The sequence below is a fragment of the Microcoleus sp. M2_D5 genome (assembly GCF_036701935.1).
Taxonomy (GTDB): domain Bacteria; phylum Cyanobacteriota; class Cyanobacteriia; order Cyanobacteriales; family Microcoleaceae; genus Microcoleus.
The window spans coordinates 1-16477 of the sequence record NZ_JAUBRP010000035.1 but is presented as its reverse complement, the minus strand read 5'-3'; the positions used below and the strand labels follow the sequence as shown (position 1 = coordinate 16477).

The window sequence follows — 16477 nt, the reverse complement described above, 5'->3', positions numbered from 1 at the left end:
TGCGGTGCGTCAGCTTTTAAATTATCAATTATTGCGAAAATCACCCAAGCTGACGCACCCTACATACGACTAATTATGAACCCAAAAATCATCGGCACAATCACCACCTACCCAGGCATGAATCAAAGCGACTGGCTGTGGCAACAAACCCCCCAAAACTTCGGCAAATGGGGCAACATTCAAATGCTAGCCAACCACCCAGAACCAGACTTTCTACTCATGTATCAATTCGACTTTCCCAAGCCGCCCAAAAAGCAGTCATGGCTCGACAAAATTCGCCGTCCAAGCCCCAAAAATCCAGAAAACGACATTCGAGACAAATTGCGCGGTGTCCCCAAAGAACGCATAATTTACCTGATCCGCGAGCCGCCATTACCCGAAGTTATTGAAATTACCAAAGCCAACTACGAACAAGCAAAACTTTATTGCGGTTACGTTTCCGGGCCAGACAATTTCGCACCAAAACCAGATTATATGCCCGCGATTTGGTATCACTCTAACTCGTTTCGAGAACTGAATGAAATGCCTGCGCTGCCGAAAACTAAATCCTGTTCTTGGATTACTTCAGGTGTTAGCCGCAGCGCCAATCACCGCCAGAGATTAGATTTTATCAAATTGCTGCAACAACGAGAATTAGATTTTGACCTTTACGGGCGAAACTTGCCAACTTGGGCGCGCGGAAACGGGACTGTAAACAATAAATGGCACGCCGTCGCACCATACTATTACAACTTAGCTATTGAAAATTATGCCGAAAATGATTGGTATGTCAGCGAGAAGCTTTGGGATGCTTTGTTAGCTTGGTCTTTGCCAATTTATTACGGCGGTTCGGCGGCCGATAAATTGTTGCCTGCAGGGAGTTTCCTGCGGCTGCCGAGTTTGGATGAGAAAGGAGTAGAATTTATTAAAGAGGTTGTTGCTACGCCGGATTATTGGCATGAAGCGAGGGAAAAAATTGCCGAAGCCAGACAAATCATTCTCCATGAATTGAACTTGCTCAATTGGCTGTCTAAGTTTGCATCTTAGGAAATAGCGCAATGACAGAAAACCAAAATCAACCCAGAGAATACGATGCCGTACTCGGCGGTCAAAATCCTCCCCCCCTCGGTGCTGCTGTCTTAGGCGGGATTCCCGGCGTTAAGAGTCGTTTGGCTTCACCGATTGTCGAGGTGAAAATTTCTGCACTGTCTGAAGCACTCAGACATGGGCGCGCAGGTTTAGATTTAATAATTGGGGCGCTGCAAGATGAATCAATGCAGGTGAAGTTTGCAGCCTATTCGCTGCTGAAAGATAGAGATGAACCAAATCTAAAAGAGCAGTTCCAAAAATATTTGCCTACTTTTGACTTTGATGTGATAACAGTTGATGCTAAAGGAAAAGAAAACAGTCGTCGCCGTCATTATGCTCATTTCTTTCCTGAAGACTTAGGGAACGAAGTGGTGCTGGAAATGGTTTATATTCCCGGGGGTACATTTATGATGGGCTCGCCAGCAACAGAAGAAGGTAGAGACAGTTGTGAAAGTCCGCAGCATCAAGTAACAGTACCCGCTTTTTTTGCAGGCAAATACCCTCTCACCCAAGCACAGTGGCAAGCAGTGATGGGAAACAACCCATCATCATTATCATGGTTTCAAGGTGAAAAACGTCCTGTAGAAAAAGTATCGTGGGATATGGCAGTGGAATTCTGTGGCCAACTCTCGCAAAAAACCGGGAAAAAATATCGCCTCCTGAGTGAAGCAGAATGGGAATATGCCTGTCGTGCGGGTACGACAACCCCATTTCATTTTGGGGAAACTATTACCCCGGAATTAGTCCGATATCGCAGACACACAACTTATGTCGGGGGTTGTCTCCCCAATGCCTTTGGACTTTACGACCTCCACGGTCAGGTTTGGGAGTGGTGCAGTGATAGATGGCACGAAAACTATAACGGGGCACCAACTGACGGAAGTTCCTGGGAAACTGGCACATCTGAATACCGAATGCAGCGTGGTGGTTCCTTGCACAGCCCTGCGTTCAGTTGCCGCAGTGCCTATCGTGTCAGGGACTCGACGGGCAACCGCCAATATTACATCGGTTTTCGCGTCGCTCTGGTTTTCGGTTCTATGCTTTAGTCTTCCCCGATCGCACTTCTCTACCATTTTACTAAATGGTTCGGCGGTGGACACCGCAACTACATAAACCAAGTCCGCCTTCGCGGACTAATAGATATGAACGGAATTTGCACCCTAGCCAACGACACAGTTTACGACCAACTAATTGCCTTGCTCAACAGTATTGAAGTTATCTTAGGCTCAAATATTCCTGTCTGTATTTATCCTTTCGACGACCAGATACAGCAAATCAAAGCTGAAATTGTGAACCGTTCCAACGTCTTTATTTATGAAGATAGCGCCTCAATTCAGCGATGGGACAAATTCATGCAAGCAGCCGCACCAGAGCGTTTGAACCGCAAAAAATTCCGGCTTTACGGCGCACACCGGCGCTTTTGCGCTTTCGACGGCCCGTTTGAAAAGTTTATCTATATGGATGCGGATACTTTGGTGATGAATTCCCTTGAGGCGGTTTTTCATAAGTTAGAGGAATCGGATTTTGTGGTTTATGATTTTCAATTTCGCGATTCAACTAAAGTATACAATATTCAGTCACCAAAACTGCTCGAAGTTTTTGAGCAAAATCGGATAGACTCGGAAATATTTTGTTCTGGATTTTACGCCAGCAAGCAAGGATTGTTTGAGCAAGATACTAGGGAATGGCTGTTAGCTCAACTGCAATCGGGCGAGGCAGAAATTCTCTATGAAGGTGCGGGAGAACAGCCGTTGCTCAATTATATGGTGATGAAAACGGGGATGAATAGCTATAATTTTGCTTATAGCCTCCCCGATGGCGAAAAAACCGGGTGCAGCGTCACTTCCAAACATTTTGAAGAGCGCGATAGGATTTTGTACGATAAGGGAAACCGACTTACTTACATTCATTATATTGGCGTGCAGCCGGATTTAATTCGGAGAGTTTGTGCGGGCGAAAATATTGGGTTTCCCTATCGCGATTTGTTCCTGCATTACCGCTATCTCCGGGAACCGGAAAAGCGGCCGATTTTTGCCCAACCGCCAAAGTCTTATACTGAGATTTCTGGGGCGAATTTGTTAACCAGGGTATTGAGAAGGTTGAGGATAAATGTATGAATCGCGGTATTTATATTGTGGCGAATGATAAGGTGATCGAAAGTGCGATCGCCCTTTTAAACAGCATACGTCTGTACAATTGTCAAGTACCTATTTTTTTGATTCCCTTCGACGACAATTATCAGCAAGTCGCAGCCGCACTCAGCAGTCTCCACGGGGTGCGATTGTTCCCAAATCTGGAGTTTGTCGAACAGTTTACCAGAGAAATTGGCCAAATGTTCGATCGCCACTTTTTAGCCCTCCCCAACAAAATGCGAAAACTCGCCGCCTGGTTTGGCCCCCTAGATGAATTTCTGTACATCGATACCGATATCATCGTCTTTGAAGATATCGCAGCCAACCTCAACAAACTATCAGAAGTAGACTTTTTTTGCTGCGACTACCACCACCTCAGCGAAAAACTGCGAAATGTATTTTCACCACTTGTAAAAGAACAGAATATCTTTACCGACTCACAGCTTCAAGATGTATTCAACAGCGGTTTTTGGGCTTCCAGAAAAGGAACTATTACAGAAGCGCAAATGTATGGAATTTTGCGAGAATGTTCGCAGCATCGAGAATATTTTGACTTTACTCAAAATGTCACAGACCAACCTATACTAAATTATATCATTCTTAAACTGATTCCCAAACGCTGCAATCTTGTTAAAGATTCAGCAACCGAACCGGGAAGCTGGGCTGGTTCCAAGCATTTTCAAGAATTAGATTATGTTCTTTATGACAAAGGCAAAAGGTTAAAATATCTTCACTGGGCTGGAATACCAATTAAATCGGGTAGTCCTTATTGGAAACTGTGGAAACATTATCGTTATTTGTCTGAGAAAAAACAAAATTTAATGCAAAAAATATTGGAAAATTTCGGTAGGTGAGTATTAACTGAGATGTTAAATTATTATCAAAAAGCTTTGATGAACAGGCAAGATGCCTGTTCCACAATTGATAATTTTTTTTCTTGTGGTGTGGGCATCTTGCCCGCACCTAAAAAGCAATATATATGCGCTGGTCTACTTATTCACTAAAAATTATGACAAATGGTATTTATATTCTAGCAAACGATGTTGTTTTCGACCACTTAGTCGCTTTATTGAACAGTCTCGAAGTGAACGGGGCAAAAGATATTCCAGTTTGCATCATTCCCTATGATGATAACTTGAAAAAAGTGCGATCGCACATTTCCCGCCTACACAATGTCACCCTGTTTGAAAATACCGATTCCATCATTTTATGGGAAGACTTTGCGACTCAAGTTTGGAAAACTCATGCAAAAGCTCAAAAAGTATGGAAATCTCAAGGTTGGAAACCAGTTCAATGTTTGGAAATGCACCGAAAATTATGTTGTTTCGACGGCCCTTTTGATAAATTTATCTATTTTGACGCAGACACTCTGTTAATGGGTTCTCTAGATTATATTTATCAAAAGCTTGATGATTTTGATTGGGTAGCAAACGATTTTCAATACAAATCCGACCTCAATTATATATTTGATTTGTCCTCCCCCAAATTACCTGAAATTTTAAATATTGACGAACTGCAATCTCATACTTTTTGTGCGGGTTGGTTTGCGTCAAAAGCGGGGGTTTTCAATCGAAATAATTGCTCTCAATTTTTAGAAAAATTAACATCAGGAGAAGCGGAAATTATGTCTTTGCGGGGGGCTGACCAATCTTTACTTAACTATTTAGTCGCCCGCAGCAAAATATCTTTTTACAACTTTGCATATGCTGAACCCGAACAGATAACGGGAAATCATTGGTCTTCTCAATTTGATGTGATAAATGATGTTTTATATGATAAAGGACGGCGGCTTACTTATTTGCATTACATGAGTATTTCGGCTGCAAAGTTTACTCGCTTGTGTGCTGGCGAAGATGTTGAAATTCCCTACCGAGATGTATTTCTGCACTACCGCTATTTGAATTCGCCGGAAACACAGCCAAAACTCGCGCCTCCAAATGTGTTGGTTCGCTTGCAGAGAAATCTCAAAAGTTGGGGAATTAAAAAACTTAATAATGTTCAATTTAAGTTGCGGAATTTTGGGGATAAATAGTATCTAACTGTACAAAGACTGAATCCACTCCCATTCGCGCCTCAATCCTTCTTCTAGAGCAATTTGCGGCTGATAACCTAAAATTTTCTTGGCTTTAGACACATCTGCGCTAGTGTGCCGCGCGTCTCCCCTCGCAGCTTCGGTAAAATCTATGCGAATAGGTCGATCGACAATCCTTTGTATTGTATCAATAACTTCCTTCAAAACCACCCGACTTCCCCCACCAATATTAAAAACTTCCCCCGCAGCTTCCGCAACCTCAGCCGCCGCTAAATTCGCCGCAACGCAATCGCTGATAAACGTAAAATCCCGCGTTTGCAATCCGTCGCCGAAAATAGAAATCGCCTCATCAAACAAAATCGACTTAAAAAACTTGTGAAAAGCCATATCGGGGCGCTGTCTCGGCCCATAAACGGTAAAATAGCGCAGGGAAGTAGTCGGAAGGCCAAAATTTTTGTAATAAAGCCCGCACAAACGTTCACCGGCTAACTTCGTAATTCCGTAGGGAGAAACCGGCTGCGGACAAGCATTTTCATTCGTGGGAAAAGATTCAGCATTGCCGTAAATTGAAGAAGAAGAAGCATAGACAAACTTTTGCAATCTTGGCGCATCTTTCGCCGCTTCTAACAATACTTGAGTGCTGTTAATATTGCGTTCCGTATAGCTGCGAAAACCGTCGCCCCAGCTAGCACGAACTCCTGCTTGAGCCGCCTGATGAAATATCACCTTAGCATCAGATAAAAGACTACGCCAATTTAGAGACAAAATATCGCCTTCCACCAATTCAAAACCCGGATACTTTTCAAATCGTGCAATATTCTTGCGCTTGAGCTCCGGATCGTAATAATCGTTGAACTCATCAACACCGATAACCGTCTCCCCTCGATCTAAAAGAGTTTCTACTAAATTAGAGCCAATAAATCCCGCCGCACCCGTAACAATTAAAATACTCATTCGATTTTAGATTTTAGATTTTAGATTTTAAAAAAATTACACCAATTATTGCCTAACTTGTCATCTTCTTCTTTCTCTTCCTCTGCGTTCTCTGCGTTCTCTGCTGTTCAAAAAGCATCAAATAGGATAATCCTAGATAACTATCAACCCCCTTCCTTCTCACAAAAGAGGTTGATAGTTAACTTTCATTGTTCAAAAGAATCTAAATCCAGCGCTTGGGAACCTCCACGTTCTAACTCGATCAAAAGCTTACCTAGCTGAGTCCAAACTAGCCAGCCTGTGAGTAGCGTCAGTGGCAAAGCTAGGGCATAACAAAGTAGTTTTGGGAAGCCAAAAATCTCCATCCCAGAAGCTAAAAATACGCAAATTCCGCCCGCCATTCCCAGAAAAGGTATGACCAATTGCAGCCTTGGCAGGTTAGCCAAGGTGCGAGTAGAACGATTTTTAGACCACTGTTGTACGGATTGTTTGAGAGTTGCTTCAAATGCTACGCCGGAGGCCATACCTGCTAGTAATCCAGCCGACATTAAAAAATAGGGAGGTTCTGGAAAATAATACACGAATAATTCCTTAATTTGGGTAATAGGAAATGGGGAATTGGGCATGGGGCATGGGGCATTGGGTATTGGTTGTTAGTTATTAGAACCAACAACTAACAACCAATAAATAACCAATGACTAATGACTAAAATCGAGTTAGCGCGGCTGCTCCTGCTGTGGAAAACTCCGTCAAAGCGCCTAGAGCAACGTTGAACAGGCGACCGGGCTGCAAATCTTCCTTGACTAAGTTCCACAGGCTGCGAACTTCTTCGGTATGGAGTCGATCGTCCTCAATCAAAGCTAACATTAGCTGGCGTCTCAAAAACGAGCCTTCCTCGGACAGCAAAAATTGCAAGCCTAGTTGGGCGGTGGGGAGCAAGTCGAAACTGCGATCCGATCGGGCGATCGCGATCATGTCCTCTAACCTGTTCCACTGGAATTTGCCATCTTTGAATAATACCTCAATCAGACGCCGCCGCAGAGCCGGAGATTCTCCGTTCAACAAACGCCGCGCTACATAAGGATACGCCACCTCGACTATCTTGAAATTCGGATTCAGCGTCAGGGCCAAACCTTCTTCTGTCACCAGAGAGCGAATAATTAAGGCAAATTTCGCCGGCACCCGGAAAGGATAATCGTACATCAACTCCGAAAACTGGTCTGTAATCGTCTTGAAGTTAAAATCTGACACCTTTTCGCCGACGATATCGCCGAGCACAGATTCCAGCGCCGGGACGATCGGCATAATATCTGTATCTGGAGTCAAAAAGCCAAGTTTGACAAAATCCTTGGCTAACTCTAAGTAATCTTTGTTGATCAAATGAACGACAGAATCAACCAAAGTTTCTTTAGTTGTTTCTTCCATCTGATCCATCATCCCAAAATCAATGTAAGCCATGCGGCCGTCCGCTAAGGCAAACAGATTTCCCGGATGCGGGTCAGCGTGAAAAAATCCGTGTTCCAGCAACTGCCGCAAACCGCTGCGGACTCCGACTTCAATTAAACTATCGGTATCCAAACCTGCGGCTTTAACACTTTCCATATCTGTCAGCTTGATGCCGTCAATCCATTCAAGAGTCAGAACGCAATTTGAAGTATAGCGCCAGTAAATGCTCGGAACTTTTACTGTCGGGTCGTCGGCAAAATTTGTCGCAAATTTCTCGGCGTTGCGGCCTTCATTGATATAATCAATTTCCTCGAACAATTTGATACCGAATTCATCGACGATCAAACAAAGGTCGTGACCGAGATTCAGCGGCAGCAACGGGCCCAACCATCCAGCGGCCCAGCGCATTAAGTAAAGGTCAAGGCTCAATACGGGCAGCAAATTCGGTCGCTGAACCTTGACTGCTACTGCTTCCCCGGTGAGGAGGCGAGCTCGGTAGACTTGACCGAGACTTGCCGCCGCGACAGGTTCGGAGGAGATTTCGCTGTAGGTTTCGCTAATTTTGCGATCGAGTTCCGCTTCAATAATCTCGAAAGCGCGCACCGAGTCAAACGGCGGCAATTGATCCTGAAGTTTGATCAGTTCTTCGAGAAAGTCTTTGCGGATCAAATCCGGTCTGGTAGAAAGGGCTTGGCCGACTTTAATGAAAGTGGGGCCCAAGCGAGTGAGTATTTGTCGCAGGTGGGCGGCCCGTTCCGGCTGGTGTGCTGCGACGGAGTGCTGCCAACTGTCCCACAGCATCCCGATGACAAAGCCCGCAAAAGACCAAATAACGGTAATTGCGCGCCAAATTGCTTTCTGCGGACGTTTGCGGTAATACTGAGCGATCGCTTGTGGATCGTAGCGTCTAGCCTGAGTGAATTGATACTGAGGCACTCGTTTATTTTCCTCTTATCTTATGAAAATTACAGGTTAAATTGAGAATTGGGCATCGGGCATCGGGCATCGGGCATCAGGCATCGGGCATTGGAAGTCGAAAGTTAAAACCTAGTTCCTGAAATCCGTTACATCCGTTACATCCGTTACATCCGTTACAGAATCCGTTGCCGAACTTCCTTCTTCATCATTGACCGATCGCACTGCAAGGTTTAGGCGAGCGGAAAATGCACCCGTTCGAGGCGGATTGCTAGCCTAAATTTGTTTCTTTTCATTAAATATAGTACATAAAAGTACAAGTGATCGGTCAAAATACTTAACAGCTCTCCCTGAACCAGCCCCAAAACGGATACCGTGCCACGTACTTAAGTCGTGGAGAGATAAAAATTTTAGACTAAGGTTCAAGATCCCAGATTTATCTGTGGGATAAATCTAAAATCTAAAATCTAAAATCTCAAATCGACTGAACCCTGCACATTCTCACACCACTGCAACCCTGCAATTCTTTTCTCCTCCTGCATTTCCCTCGCTGATGCCATCGCGCCAAAGCTACCGGATGCGATCGGCCTTTGCCAAGCAATCTTTCAGCCCATAAATCGTCCGCTCTTGTTGATCCCTCGACAGTTCCGGGAACATCGGCAAAGACAAGACTTCGCGACAAACTTGCTCAGCCTTTGGCAACTGACCTGCTTGATAGGCCAAAGATTTGTAAACAGGTTGCAGGTGCAAAGGTAACGGATAGTAAACCATCGAACCGATGCCGGATTCCTGCAACTGAGCCCGCATCCAATCTCGAAAATTGCCAGAGGGATTTTGGGCGTCTTCTGGAGTTGTCAGCCGGATCGTGTATTGATTCCAAACTCCTTTTGCTTCGGGCAATTCTTTGGGGACGGCAACTCCGGGCACGCGGGAGAGAAATTCGCTGTAAAGTGCCGCTTTCTCCTGCCGCTGAGTGTTCCAACTGTCGAGATATCGCAATTTAATGCTGAGAATCACCGCTTGCAGGGCATCTAAACGGCTGTTGCAGCCGATTTCTTCGTAGAAATATCTAGAAGACTGTCCGTGTTCTTTGAGCATTCGCATGGATGCTGCGAGGGCTGGATCGTTTGTCGTCACCGCGCCACCGTCACCGCAAGCGCCTAAGTTTTTGGTCGGATAAAAACTGAAGCAGCCGACATGGCCGATGCTGCCGACTTTTCGAGACTGCCACTGGGCCCCGACAGATTGGGCGCAATCTTCAATTACGGCTAAATTGTGCCGCGTCGCAATTTCCATCAACCGAGTCATGTCTACCGGTTGCCCGAAGATGTGGACGGGCATAATTGCTTTGGTTTTGTCGGTAATTGCCGCTTCGAGGAGCTCGACATCCATGTTAAATGTCGCACAGTCAATATCGACAAATACTGGAGTCGCGCCGACGGCGCTAATTGTCTCAGCCGAAGCAAAAAAGGTAAAAGGAGTGGTAATCACTTCATCGCCGGGGCCAATTTTGAGAGCTCGCAAAGCCAAAATCAGGGCATCGGTGCCGGAGTTGCAGCCAACGCACTCGGAAACGCCGATGTAGTCGGCGAACTCTCGTTCAAAACTCTTGACGGCCGGGCCGCCTACGTAGCCGCCAGAGGCAAGCACTTTTTGCACCGCAGCGGTTATTTCGTCGCCAATCTGGGCGTACTGGCGGGTTAAGTCGAGGGGGGGAACATTATTCACTCTTGACACCACAAATTTCAAGCATTATCAAAGCAAATTCTTGCAGCAAAACTGTTTCTCAGAAACCTTTATTCAAATATCTTATATTTGGACAGGCAAACAATCACATTATCGAAAGGGTGGGCCGGTGTTAATTCTGCTAGATTTTACAGATTTGGGTTGGGCTTTGGGGATGGTGGCGATCGCGATCGGGCTTTCGGCGTGGCAGCAATTGGGATTGGAGGGGGCGATCGCGATCGCGGCGGGGCGCACCCTGATCCAGCTAATCTTAGTCGGATACGTGCTCGCAGTCGTATTCGACCCGGAGGGGAAAAATCCTTGGCTGGTTTTAGCAGTTTTAGCAATCATGCTGACAACAGCTAGCATGGTTGCCAGCAACCGCATCAGCAAAAAAATCAAGAACTTACTGCCCTTAGTTTGGGGTTCAATTTTTATCAGTACGGCCTTGACTCTCGCCTATACAAACTTGCTAATTTTGCAACCTGACCCTTGGTACGAACCGCAATACCTGATTCCTTTAGCGGGTATGATTCTGGGCAATGCCATGAATTCCGGGGCGATCGCGGGCGAAAGACTTGTCAGTACAGTTAATAGCAGCCAGTTAGAAATAGAAACTCATTTAAGTTTAGGTGCGACGCCGCAGCAAGCAGTAAAACAGTACCGCAAAGATGCGATCAAAGCTGGATTAATCCCGCTGTTAAATACAATGACAGTGGTAGGAATCGTGACTTTACCCGGAATGATGACAGGTCAAATGCTCAGCGGTGTCAGTCCTCTCGATGCAGCATCTTACCAGATTTTAATTATGTTTGTGTTAGCGCTGGCAACTGTAATCGCAACTCTGCTGTTGACTGAGGGATTGTCCCGGAAGTTTTTCAATCAAGATGCACAATTGATAAAATGGTAATTGGGAATTGGGCATTGGGAATTGGGAATTGGGCATTGGGAATTGATAGGTAATATAATGTAGGTAGGAACTTGCATATGGCACTATTTTTAAGAACAGGCAAGATGCCTGTTCCACAAGACTTAAATTTTCTTCTTGTGGGGAGTAGGGGTTGGGCTTCTAGCCCGCCCGAAAAAAACAATTTAGATGCCAGACAGCTTATCTATTAAACCCGCAGTATTTTTAAGAACAGGCAAGATGCCTGTTCCACAAGACTTAAGCTTTCTTGTGAGGTGGGCCCAACAGGCAAGATGCCTGTTCCACAAGACTTAAATTTTCTTGTGGGGTGGGCCGAAGAGCCCGCCCTGGTCATCACTAAGGATAAATAGCCATGATTCAAAGTCCAACTCAACCAGTAACCTTTGAAAAATTTGTCGAATGGAAACCAGATAACCGACGTTACGAACTGCAAAACGGAGGGATTATTGAAATAGCCCAGCCACCGGGAAAACATGAAGAAGTTATCGGTTTGTTAGCCTCGGAATTAACTCTTGAATTTGTCAGACTAAACCTTCCGTACCTAATCCCGAAACAAGCATTAGTTAAGTCGCCCGAAAACGAATCAGCCTATTCGCCCGATATTTTGATATTAAATCGCCCCAATTTAGCATCAGAACCTCTGTGGGAAAAGTTCTCAACCGTGACTCAAGGGGCATCAATTCCGCTGATTGTTGAAGTAGTTAGCACCAACTGGCAAGATGACTACATCAAAAAAGTAGGGGAATACGAACTAATCGGGATTCCTGAATACTGGATTGTGGATTATCTCGGTTTGGGCGGCCGCAGGTTTATCGGGAATCCCAAGCAACCGACTATCTCGATTTATCGGTTGATTGATGGTGAGTATGAAATTAGCCAATTTCGGGGAAATGATAGTATTGAGTCACCAACTTTTCTAGAGTTGAAACTAACGGCGAAACAAATTTTTCAAGCTGGATTGACTGGGGATGAAATTGCTGGGGGTGCGTGAGTGTAAATATTGCGATCGCTCTGACAGATTTTTCGCCCTCACGCACCCTACCACTACAACTATTTCGGTTCGTGACTCCCAATCCGCTTGCCTTCGCCATCGTACACCTGCATCGGGATTTTGGCGTTTTCGGCGATCGCCTCCAAAGCTTTTTGCAATGTTTGAACGTGCTTTTCTACAGCTTGGCGAGTCTTCACAGCATTGTTGTTGTTTGCTTGGATGAAGGTTTGTTGCAGTTTCTGCACGTAACCTGGAGTCATCTGCACCGCAATCAAATCTTTGCTAACAGTATAGTCGCAAATCTTGGGGTTGCCTTTGCAAGTTCTATCTAAATCGGTACGGGCTTTTTGCAGGTTCCTTTCTTCCTGCAACTTTACTTCTGCTTGCTGCAATGAATTTTGATAAGAAGCGATCAGCGGTTGGGCTTTCTGAGAATAGGCAGTTGCCGCCGGCACTTGCTCCGCGTAACTCAAAGCTCTCCGCCAGGATTCTGATGCTTTAAACCAGGCGTTTTTGCCCTCAAAAATTTGAGCTTCCGCTGCTAAAGTGACAGCTTGAGTATAGGCATTTTCCGAAATTCCTTCGACATTTTTGCGCTCGCGAGCTTCTGAAAGTTTGGTTTCGTATTTGGGAACTAGCAGTTTAGCTTGTTGGTAAGATGTCGTGTTCGTGGGAATTTCTGATAGGATGTCGAGGGATTCTTCCCAACCTGATTGCACTTGAGCCCAAGTCTCGGCTGTCTGAGCTACGGCTTCGCGAGCTTCTGCTATTTGGGCTGTACTTTTGGCCGCGAGCAGGGTTTTTTCGGCTTGTTTCTCTGTGCTTAACTGCCGATTTCCTGTTGCTACATTCTTCCGGTATTCCTGCTTTTTTTTCTGAGCAAACGGATAAACTGGACTGTCTGGGGGGATTTCTCCGAGTTCGCCGATCGCACTTTGCCACAGAGCTTGCGCTTCCTGCCCGTTCTCGGCAGAATAAGGCGGATTTTGGGTTTTCTGGGCTGCTGACTGTGCGAGCCGCGCTGCATCGATCGCAGAGTTTAAATTCTGATTTTGCGAACGATAGCTTTCCAAGGCGCTTTGAGCTTCACCGCGATGAATTGACCAGGAGGGAATCGGTTCCAAAAGGGCGATCGCCTGTTTTAACTGTTTCTGCGCTTCTTGGGGGCTGTTGGCAACTTTTGAGGTTTTCAGCGTCTTCGTCGAATTCTCGCTCAACTGTTTGGCATTAGCTAAAGCACTACATTCTCCGATGACGCAGGGGCGGCTCAGCATATAATAAGCGCCTGCCAAAACTAGCGCGGCGACACTGATGATTCCTACTGCAGCCAGCATCGCAAACGGTGACTGCTTGGGTTTTTGGGCAACTGTTACCGCTTCCATATCCAGCGGATTGAAGGGATTGTCTGCAATATCTGCCGGGATTGCTTGCACGCTGAAGGCGATCGGATCTGAATTGCTGGAACTCTCAGAAAAATTTGGGAAATATTCTTCATCCCACGCATCTTTCCCATCAGTTTCTAACGGTATCTCCTCCTCTACATCCGCCGTCTGTACCACATTTTCTGTTAAGACTATCCCCGTTTCTTCAGCAGGGGGATTCTCTGTTTTTTTGAACAACTGCACTGTTTTTGGTCTTGACAAAACAGGGTTGTGCATGGTAAAAGAATGGAAAGCATAAGGCTGTTTTTGCCCGGTAATTTTTAGGCAAAGTCCAATCTGTTGAATAGATTCTGGTTTTATTTCGAGAATTGCTGCTTCTAGCACCGCAAAAGTCGGTTTGGCTTTGAGAACTAAACTGCGCGGGTGTTCTCCCACAACAGTTAAAAATTCATCTCGAAAATCGCAACTAATATAAAGCGGTAAGTTTTTAAATCCGGCTGCTTGCAAGTGTTGCTGCAATTTGACTTCTAGAATTTGTGCGTTGCTTTGGATCGTTGCTGCTGTCATATTTTCTCCTCTGTCTTATCTCACCAGTTTCGATTTTAGATTTTGAATTTTAGATTTTAGATTGCAGAACAGTCGGGTTTTTTGATTAGTTTGAACTCGGGCACCGATTCATTCCAAATCTTAAGTCGGAAAATTCAAGTTGCCACAAAATCTTAACTCTCAAATCTCAGCTTGCAAAGCCTGTCCATAACTTTCGCTGTAATAAACTTGAGTCACGTCAAAACGCCCGCCATATTGTTTGAAAGGTGCGGCTGCATAACCAAGGGGCAGCAAACAGCAAACATCTACTTCTTCGGGGATTTGAAAGGATTCTTTCACCTTAGCGCTGACAAAACCTTCCATCGGACAACTGTCTACCCCAAAACTTTTAGCCACAATCATTAAGTGGGCTACTGCAAGCATTGTATGTCTGTTTGTCCAAGCTTCTAGGGAGTCGAAGCAGGGACGGTTATCGAACAATTGCGGGATTGCTTGTCGCATATAACCGGCTAAATTGTCATTCATTGCGCCTGTGGTTTGGCCCAATTCGATGACGGCTTCGGTGTTTTCGGGGCTGGCGGCGCGCCGATCGCCACAACAGATTAATACTACTGGGGCTTCTACCACTTGGCGCTGATCGAAGGCGCAAGTTTTTAATTTTTCTTTGCTGGCTGCGTTTTTAAGTACGATAAACCGCCAAGGCTGCAAGTTGTAACCAGAGGGCGATCGCACTCCCAATCGCAAAATCTCTGCCAAGATTGCTGGGGGAATCGGATCGGGTTGGAAGCTGCGCGCGGCCCGCCGGCTTTCGATCGCCGTTTTAACATTAATTGAAGGTTGGATTTCAATTGTCATGGATAATTGGTAATTGGTAATCGGTAATTGGGCATTGGGTATCCGATATCGGGTACTGGAAGTTGAAAGTTACAAGTTCAGTCCTGGCCGAATCACCTAATTATTTAGGGTGCGCCGCGGGCAGCTTGCGCCCATTAGGAATTGGCAATTATACCAGTTCCCAAAAGGATGCAACTCTCAAGAATATCCCAACCATTATGCAGTCATTCCCAATTTTTTAATCGAAAATCGCAAATCGAAAATCGCAAATCGAAAATGGTATCATCCCAAGCCCAACTCGCGCTTGAGCAAATTAATCGACTTAGAGCCGATGTAATTTTCGGAGCAGATCAGTTGCGGGGGACGAATAATATCTTCTCTAGCCGCATTGATGGCAGCTTTAACTGTAGCAAAACTCGGTTGGTCGCAAAAAATTGTTCTGGCCGATCGCACGATCGAGTTAATCTTGTACTCGTCTGACACCAAGGCCGTCATCACCAGCAAATCCTCTCCCCGGATGCTGTGGATGATGACTTCGGTCGATCGCAGCATTCCCGGACTCAGGCTGACGAGACCCAAATAACTGTCTTTCGGCAAACCCCCGACTAGCTGGATTTCCTGGCTGTAGTCGTAGATGTCTACGGGAATAACCCGCACCGAACGCGGTGCCGAAATCGATTCTGCTTCTCCGATAAAATATCGACTCGTGATCACAGTTCCCGAAGAGATTTGATCCAAAAAAGTACCTAGCTGTTCCATCGGCACTAACTGTATGGGAATGCGGAGAGCTTGTTCGAGTTCTTTCGCCATCAGTTCACCCACGCCGATGTCTTCTGTGGGGGCTGTGACGACCACGCGGGCGCTGCACCTGAGCCGCCAGTCAATTTCGGTCAAAAATAATTCCCTCGCTTGGTTGAGCGTACAGCCCTGTTCCAGCAGTTGATCGATACTTCCTTGCACTATTTTGTTGGCCAGGGGATATTCTTCGAGGATCGGAGATTTGAGTTTGTTGCCTACAACTTCGTTGCCTTGAGCGCGGACGTAAATGCCCGATCCTGCTTGGGCTTCTACGAGTCCGGTATTTTCTAGCTGGCGGTATACTTTGCTGATGGTGTTGCGGTGCAAACCCGTCTGCATGGCTAGCTGTCTGGTGCTGGGCAAGCGGTGTCCGGGCGGAAATTGTCGCGAGGCGATCGCAAACCTGATTTGATTGAATAGTTGGGTGGATGCTGGAATATCGCTATCGGTTTGAATATGAAATTGAACCATTATTAAAGGCTCCGACGACTTCAACTTAATATTTTTATAACGTCGAGTACCGCGCATAGAATTGCTCGGATATCTCTGTCTATAGCATAATCTGATTTGGTCGATATGCTGCGACCGTTTTGCTTGTCTGGCGGTCGCGCCTTGGAGGCGATCGATCGCAGCCTCTGGCATTTCCTCAACAATCAGGTACTTTCAAGTCTTAGGAATGAGAATTAAATAACTTCCACAAGTTTGTGGGATGGGCGTCCCGCCCGTCCACTCATGACGGGCGGGACG

14 protein-coding genes are annotated in these 16477 nt (G+C 45.8%); 7 read left to right on the top strand and 7 right to left on the bottom strand.

What is annotated here, in order from left to right:
- The first annotated feature begins 75 nt into the window (after positions 1 to 75).
- The 5 genes from QUA50_RS16165 to QUA50_RS16145 all read left to right on the top strand — a co-directional run bounded on the left by QUA50_RS16165 (position 76) and on the right by QUA50_RS16145 (position 5232).
- Entirely contained in the window at positions 76 to 1026 is a 951-nt protein-coding gene (locus QUA50_RS16165) for a glycosyltransferase family 10 domain-containing protein (RefSeq protein WP_333265064.1), read from the top strand.
- Positions 1027 to 1037: 11 nt separating this feature from the next.
- Positions 1038 to 2114 (top strand): formylglycine-generating enzyme family protein, encoded by a 1077-nt coding sequence (locus QUA50_RS16160; protein ID WP_333210319.1) that lies wholly within the window; start codon positions 1038 to 1040, stop codon positions 2112 to 2114.
- Between the two features lie 96 nt (positions 2115 to 2210).
- Complete coding sequence (locus tag QUA50_RS16155) at positions 2211 to 3185, top strand: Npun_R2821/Npun_R2822 family protein (protein WP_333265063.1); 975 nt, start codon at positions 2211 to 2213, stop codon at positions 3183 to 3185.
- Positions 3182 to 4054 (top strand): Npun_R2821/Npun_R2822 family protein, encoded by an 873-nt coding sequence (locus tag QUA50_RS16150; protein WP_333265062.1) that lies wholly within the window; start codon positions 3182 to 3184, stop codon positions 4052 to 4054. The genes QUA50_RS16155 and QUA50_RS16150 overlap by 4 nt, the downstream gene beginning before the upstream one ends.
- Positions 4055 to 4209: 155 nt before the next feature.
- The gene (locus tag QUA50_RS16145) at positions 4210 to 5232 is read left to right on the top strand and encodes an Npun_R2821/Npun_R2822 family protein (RefSeq protein ID WP_333265061.1); all 1023 of its coding nucleotides are present in this window, start codon (positions 4210 to 4212) and stop codon (positions 5230 to 5232) included.
- A gap of 3 nt (positions 5233 to 5235) precedes the next feature.
- On the opposite strand, the gene QUA50_RS16140 is transcribed toward QUA50_RS16145, so the two are convergent.
- The 4 genes from QUA50_RS16140 to QUA50_RS16125 all read right to left on the bottom strand — a co-directional run bounded on the left by QUA50_RS16140 (position 5236) and on the right by QUA50_RS16125 (position 10254).
- On the bottom strand, positions 5236 to 6186 hold the full coding sequence (locus QUA50_RS16140) for an NAD-dependent epimerase/dehydratase family protein (RefSeq protein ID WP_333265060.1): 951 nt from the start codon (positions 6184 to 6186) through the stop codon (positions 5236 to 5238).
- A gap of 185 nt (positions 6187 to 6371) precedes the next feature.
- Complete coding sequence (locus QUA50_RS16135) at positions 6372 to 6791, bottom strand: hypothetical protein (RefSeq protein ID WP_445243168.1); 420 nt, start codon at positions 6789 to 6791, stop codon at positions 6372 to 6374.
- A 79-nt stretch (positions 6792 to 6870) separates the two neighbouring features.
- The gene (locus QUA50_RS16130; protein WP_333265059.1) at positions 6871 to 8547 is read right to left on the bottom strand and encodes an AarF/ABC1/UbiB kinase family protein; all 1677 of its coding nucleotides are present in this window, start codon (positions 8545 to 8547) and stop codon (positions 6871 to 6873) included.
- A 549-nt stretch (positions 8548 to 9096) separates the two neighbouring features.
- Complete coding sequence (locus tag QUA50_RS16125) at positions 9097 to 10254, bottom strand: DegT/DnrJ/EryC1/StrS family aminotransferase (RefSeq protein WP_333265058.1); 1158 nt, start codon at positions 10252 to 10254, stop codon at positions 9097 to 9099.
- 127 nt (positions 10255 to 10381) lie between these two features.
- On the opposite strand from QUA50_RS16125, the gene QUA50_RS16120 reads away from it, so the two are divergent.
- Together QUA50_RS16120 and QUA50_RS16115 are read left to right on the top strand one after the other, a co-directional pair.
- A complete protein-coding gene (locus tag QUA50_RS16120) occupies positions 10382 to 11161 on the top strand; it encodes an ABC transporter permease (RefSeq protein WP_333265057.1) in 780 nt (259 codons plus the stop codon).
- Between the two features lie 370 nt (positions 11162 to 11531).
- Positions 11532 to 12170, top strand: coding sequence for a Uma2 family endonuclease (locus tag QUA50_RS16115; RefSeq protein WP_333265056.1), 639 nt, complete (start codon positions 11532 to 11534; stop codon positions 12168 to 12170).
- Between the two features lie 59 nt (positions 12171 to 12229).
- Here the strand turns inward: QUA50_RS16115 and QUA50_RS16110 are convergent, their stop codons facing one another.
- The 3 genes from QUA50_RS16110 to QUA50_RS16100 all read right to left on the bottom strand — a co-directional run bounded on the left by QUA50_RS16110 (position 12230) and on the right by QUA50_RS16100 (position 16201).
- Positions 12230 to 14119: a hypothetical protein gene (locus QUA50_RS16110; protein ID WP_333265055.1), complete on the bottom strand. Its 1890-nt coding sequence runs from the start codon at positions 14117 to 14119 to the stop codon at positions 12230 to 12232.
- A gap of 159 nt (positions 14120 to 14278) precedes the next feature.
- Positions 14279 to 14953 (bottom strand): nitroreductase family protein, encoded by a 675-nt coding sequence (locus QUA50_RS16105; RefSeq protein WP_333265054.1) that lies wholly within the window; start codon positions 14951 to 14953, stop codon positions 14279 to 14281.
- A 261-nt stretch (positions 14954 to 15214) separates the two neighbouring features.
- Positions 15215 to 16201, bottom strand: a complete 987-nt coding sequence (locus tag QUA50_RS16100; protein ID WP_333053807.1) for a GntR family transcriptional regulator — start codon at positions 16199 to 16201, stop codon at positions 15215 to 15217.
- Positions 16202 to 16477 lie beyond the last annotated feature (276 nt).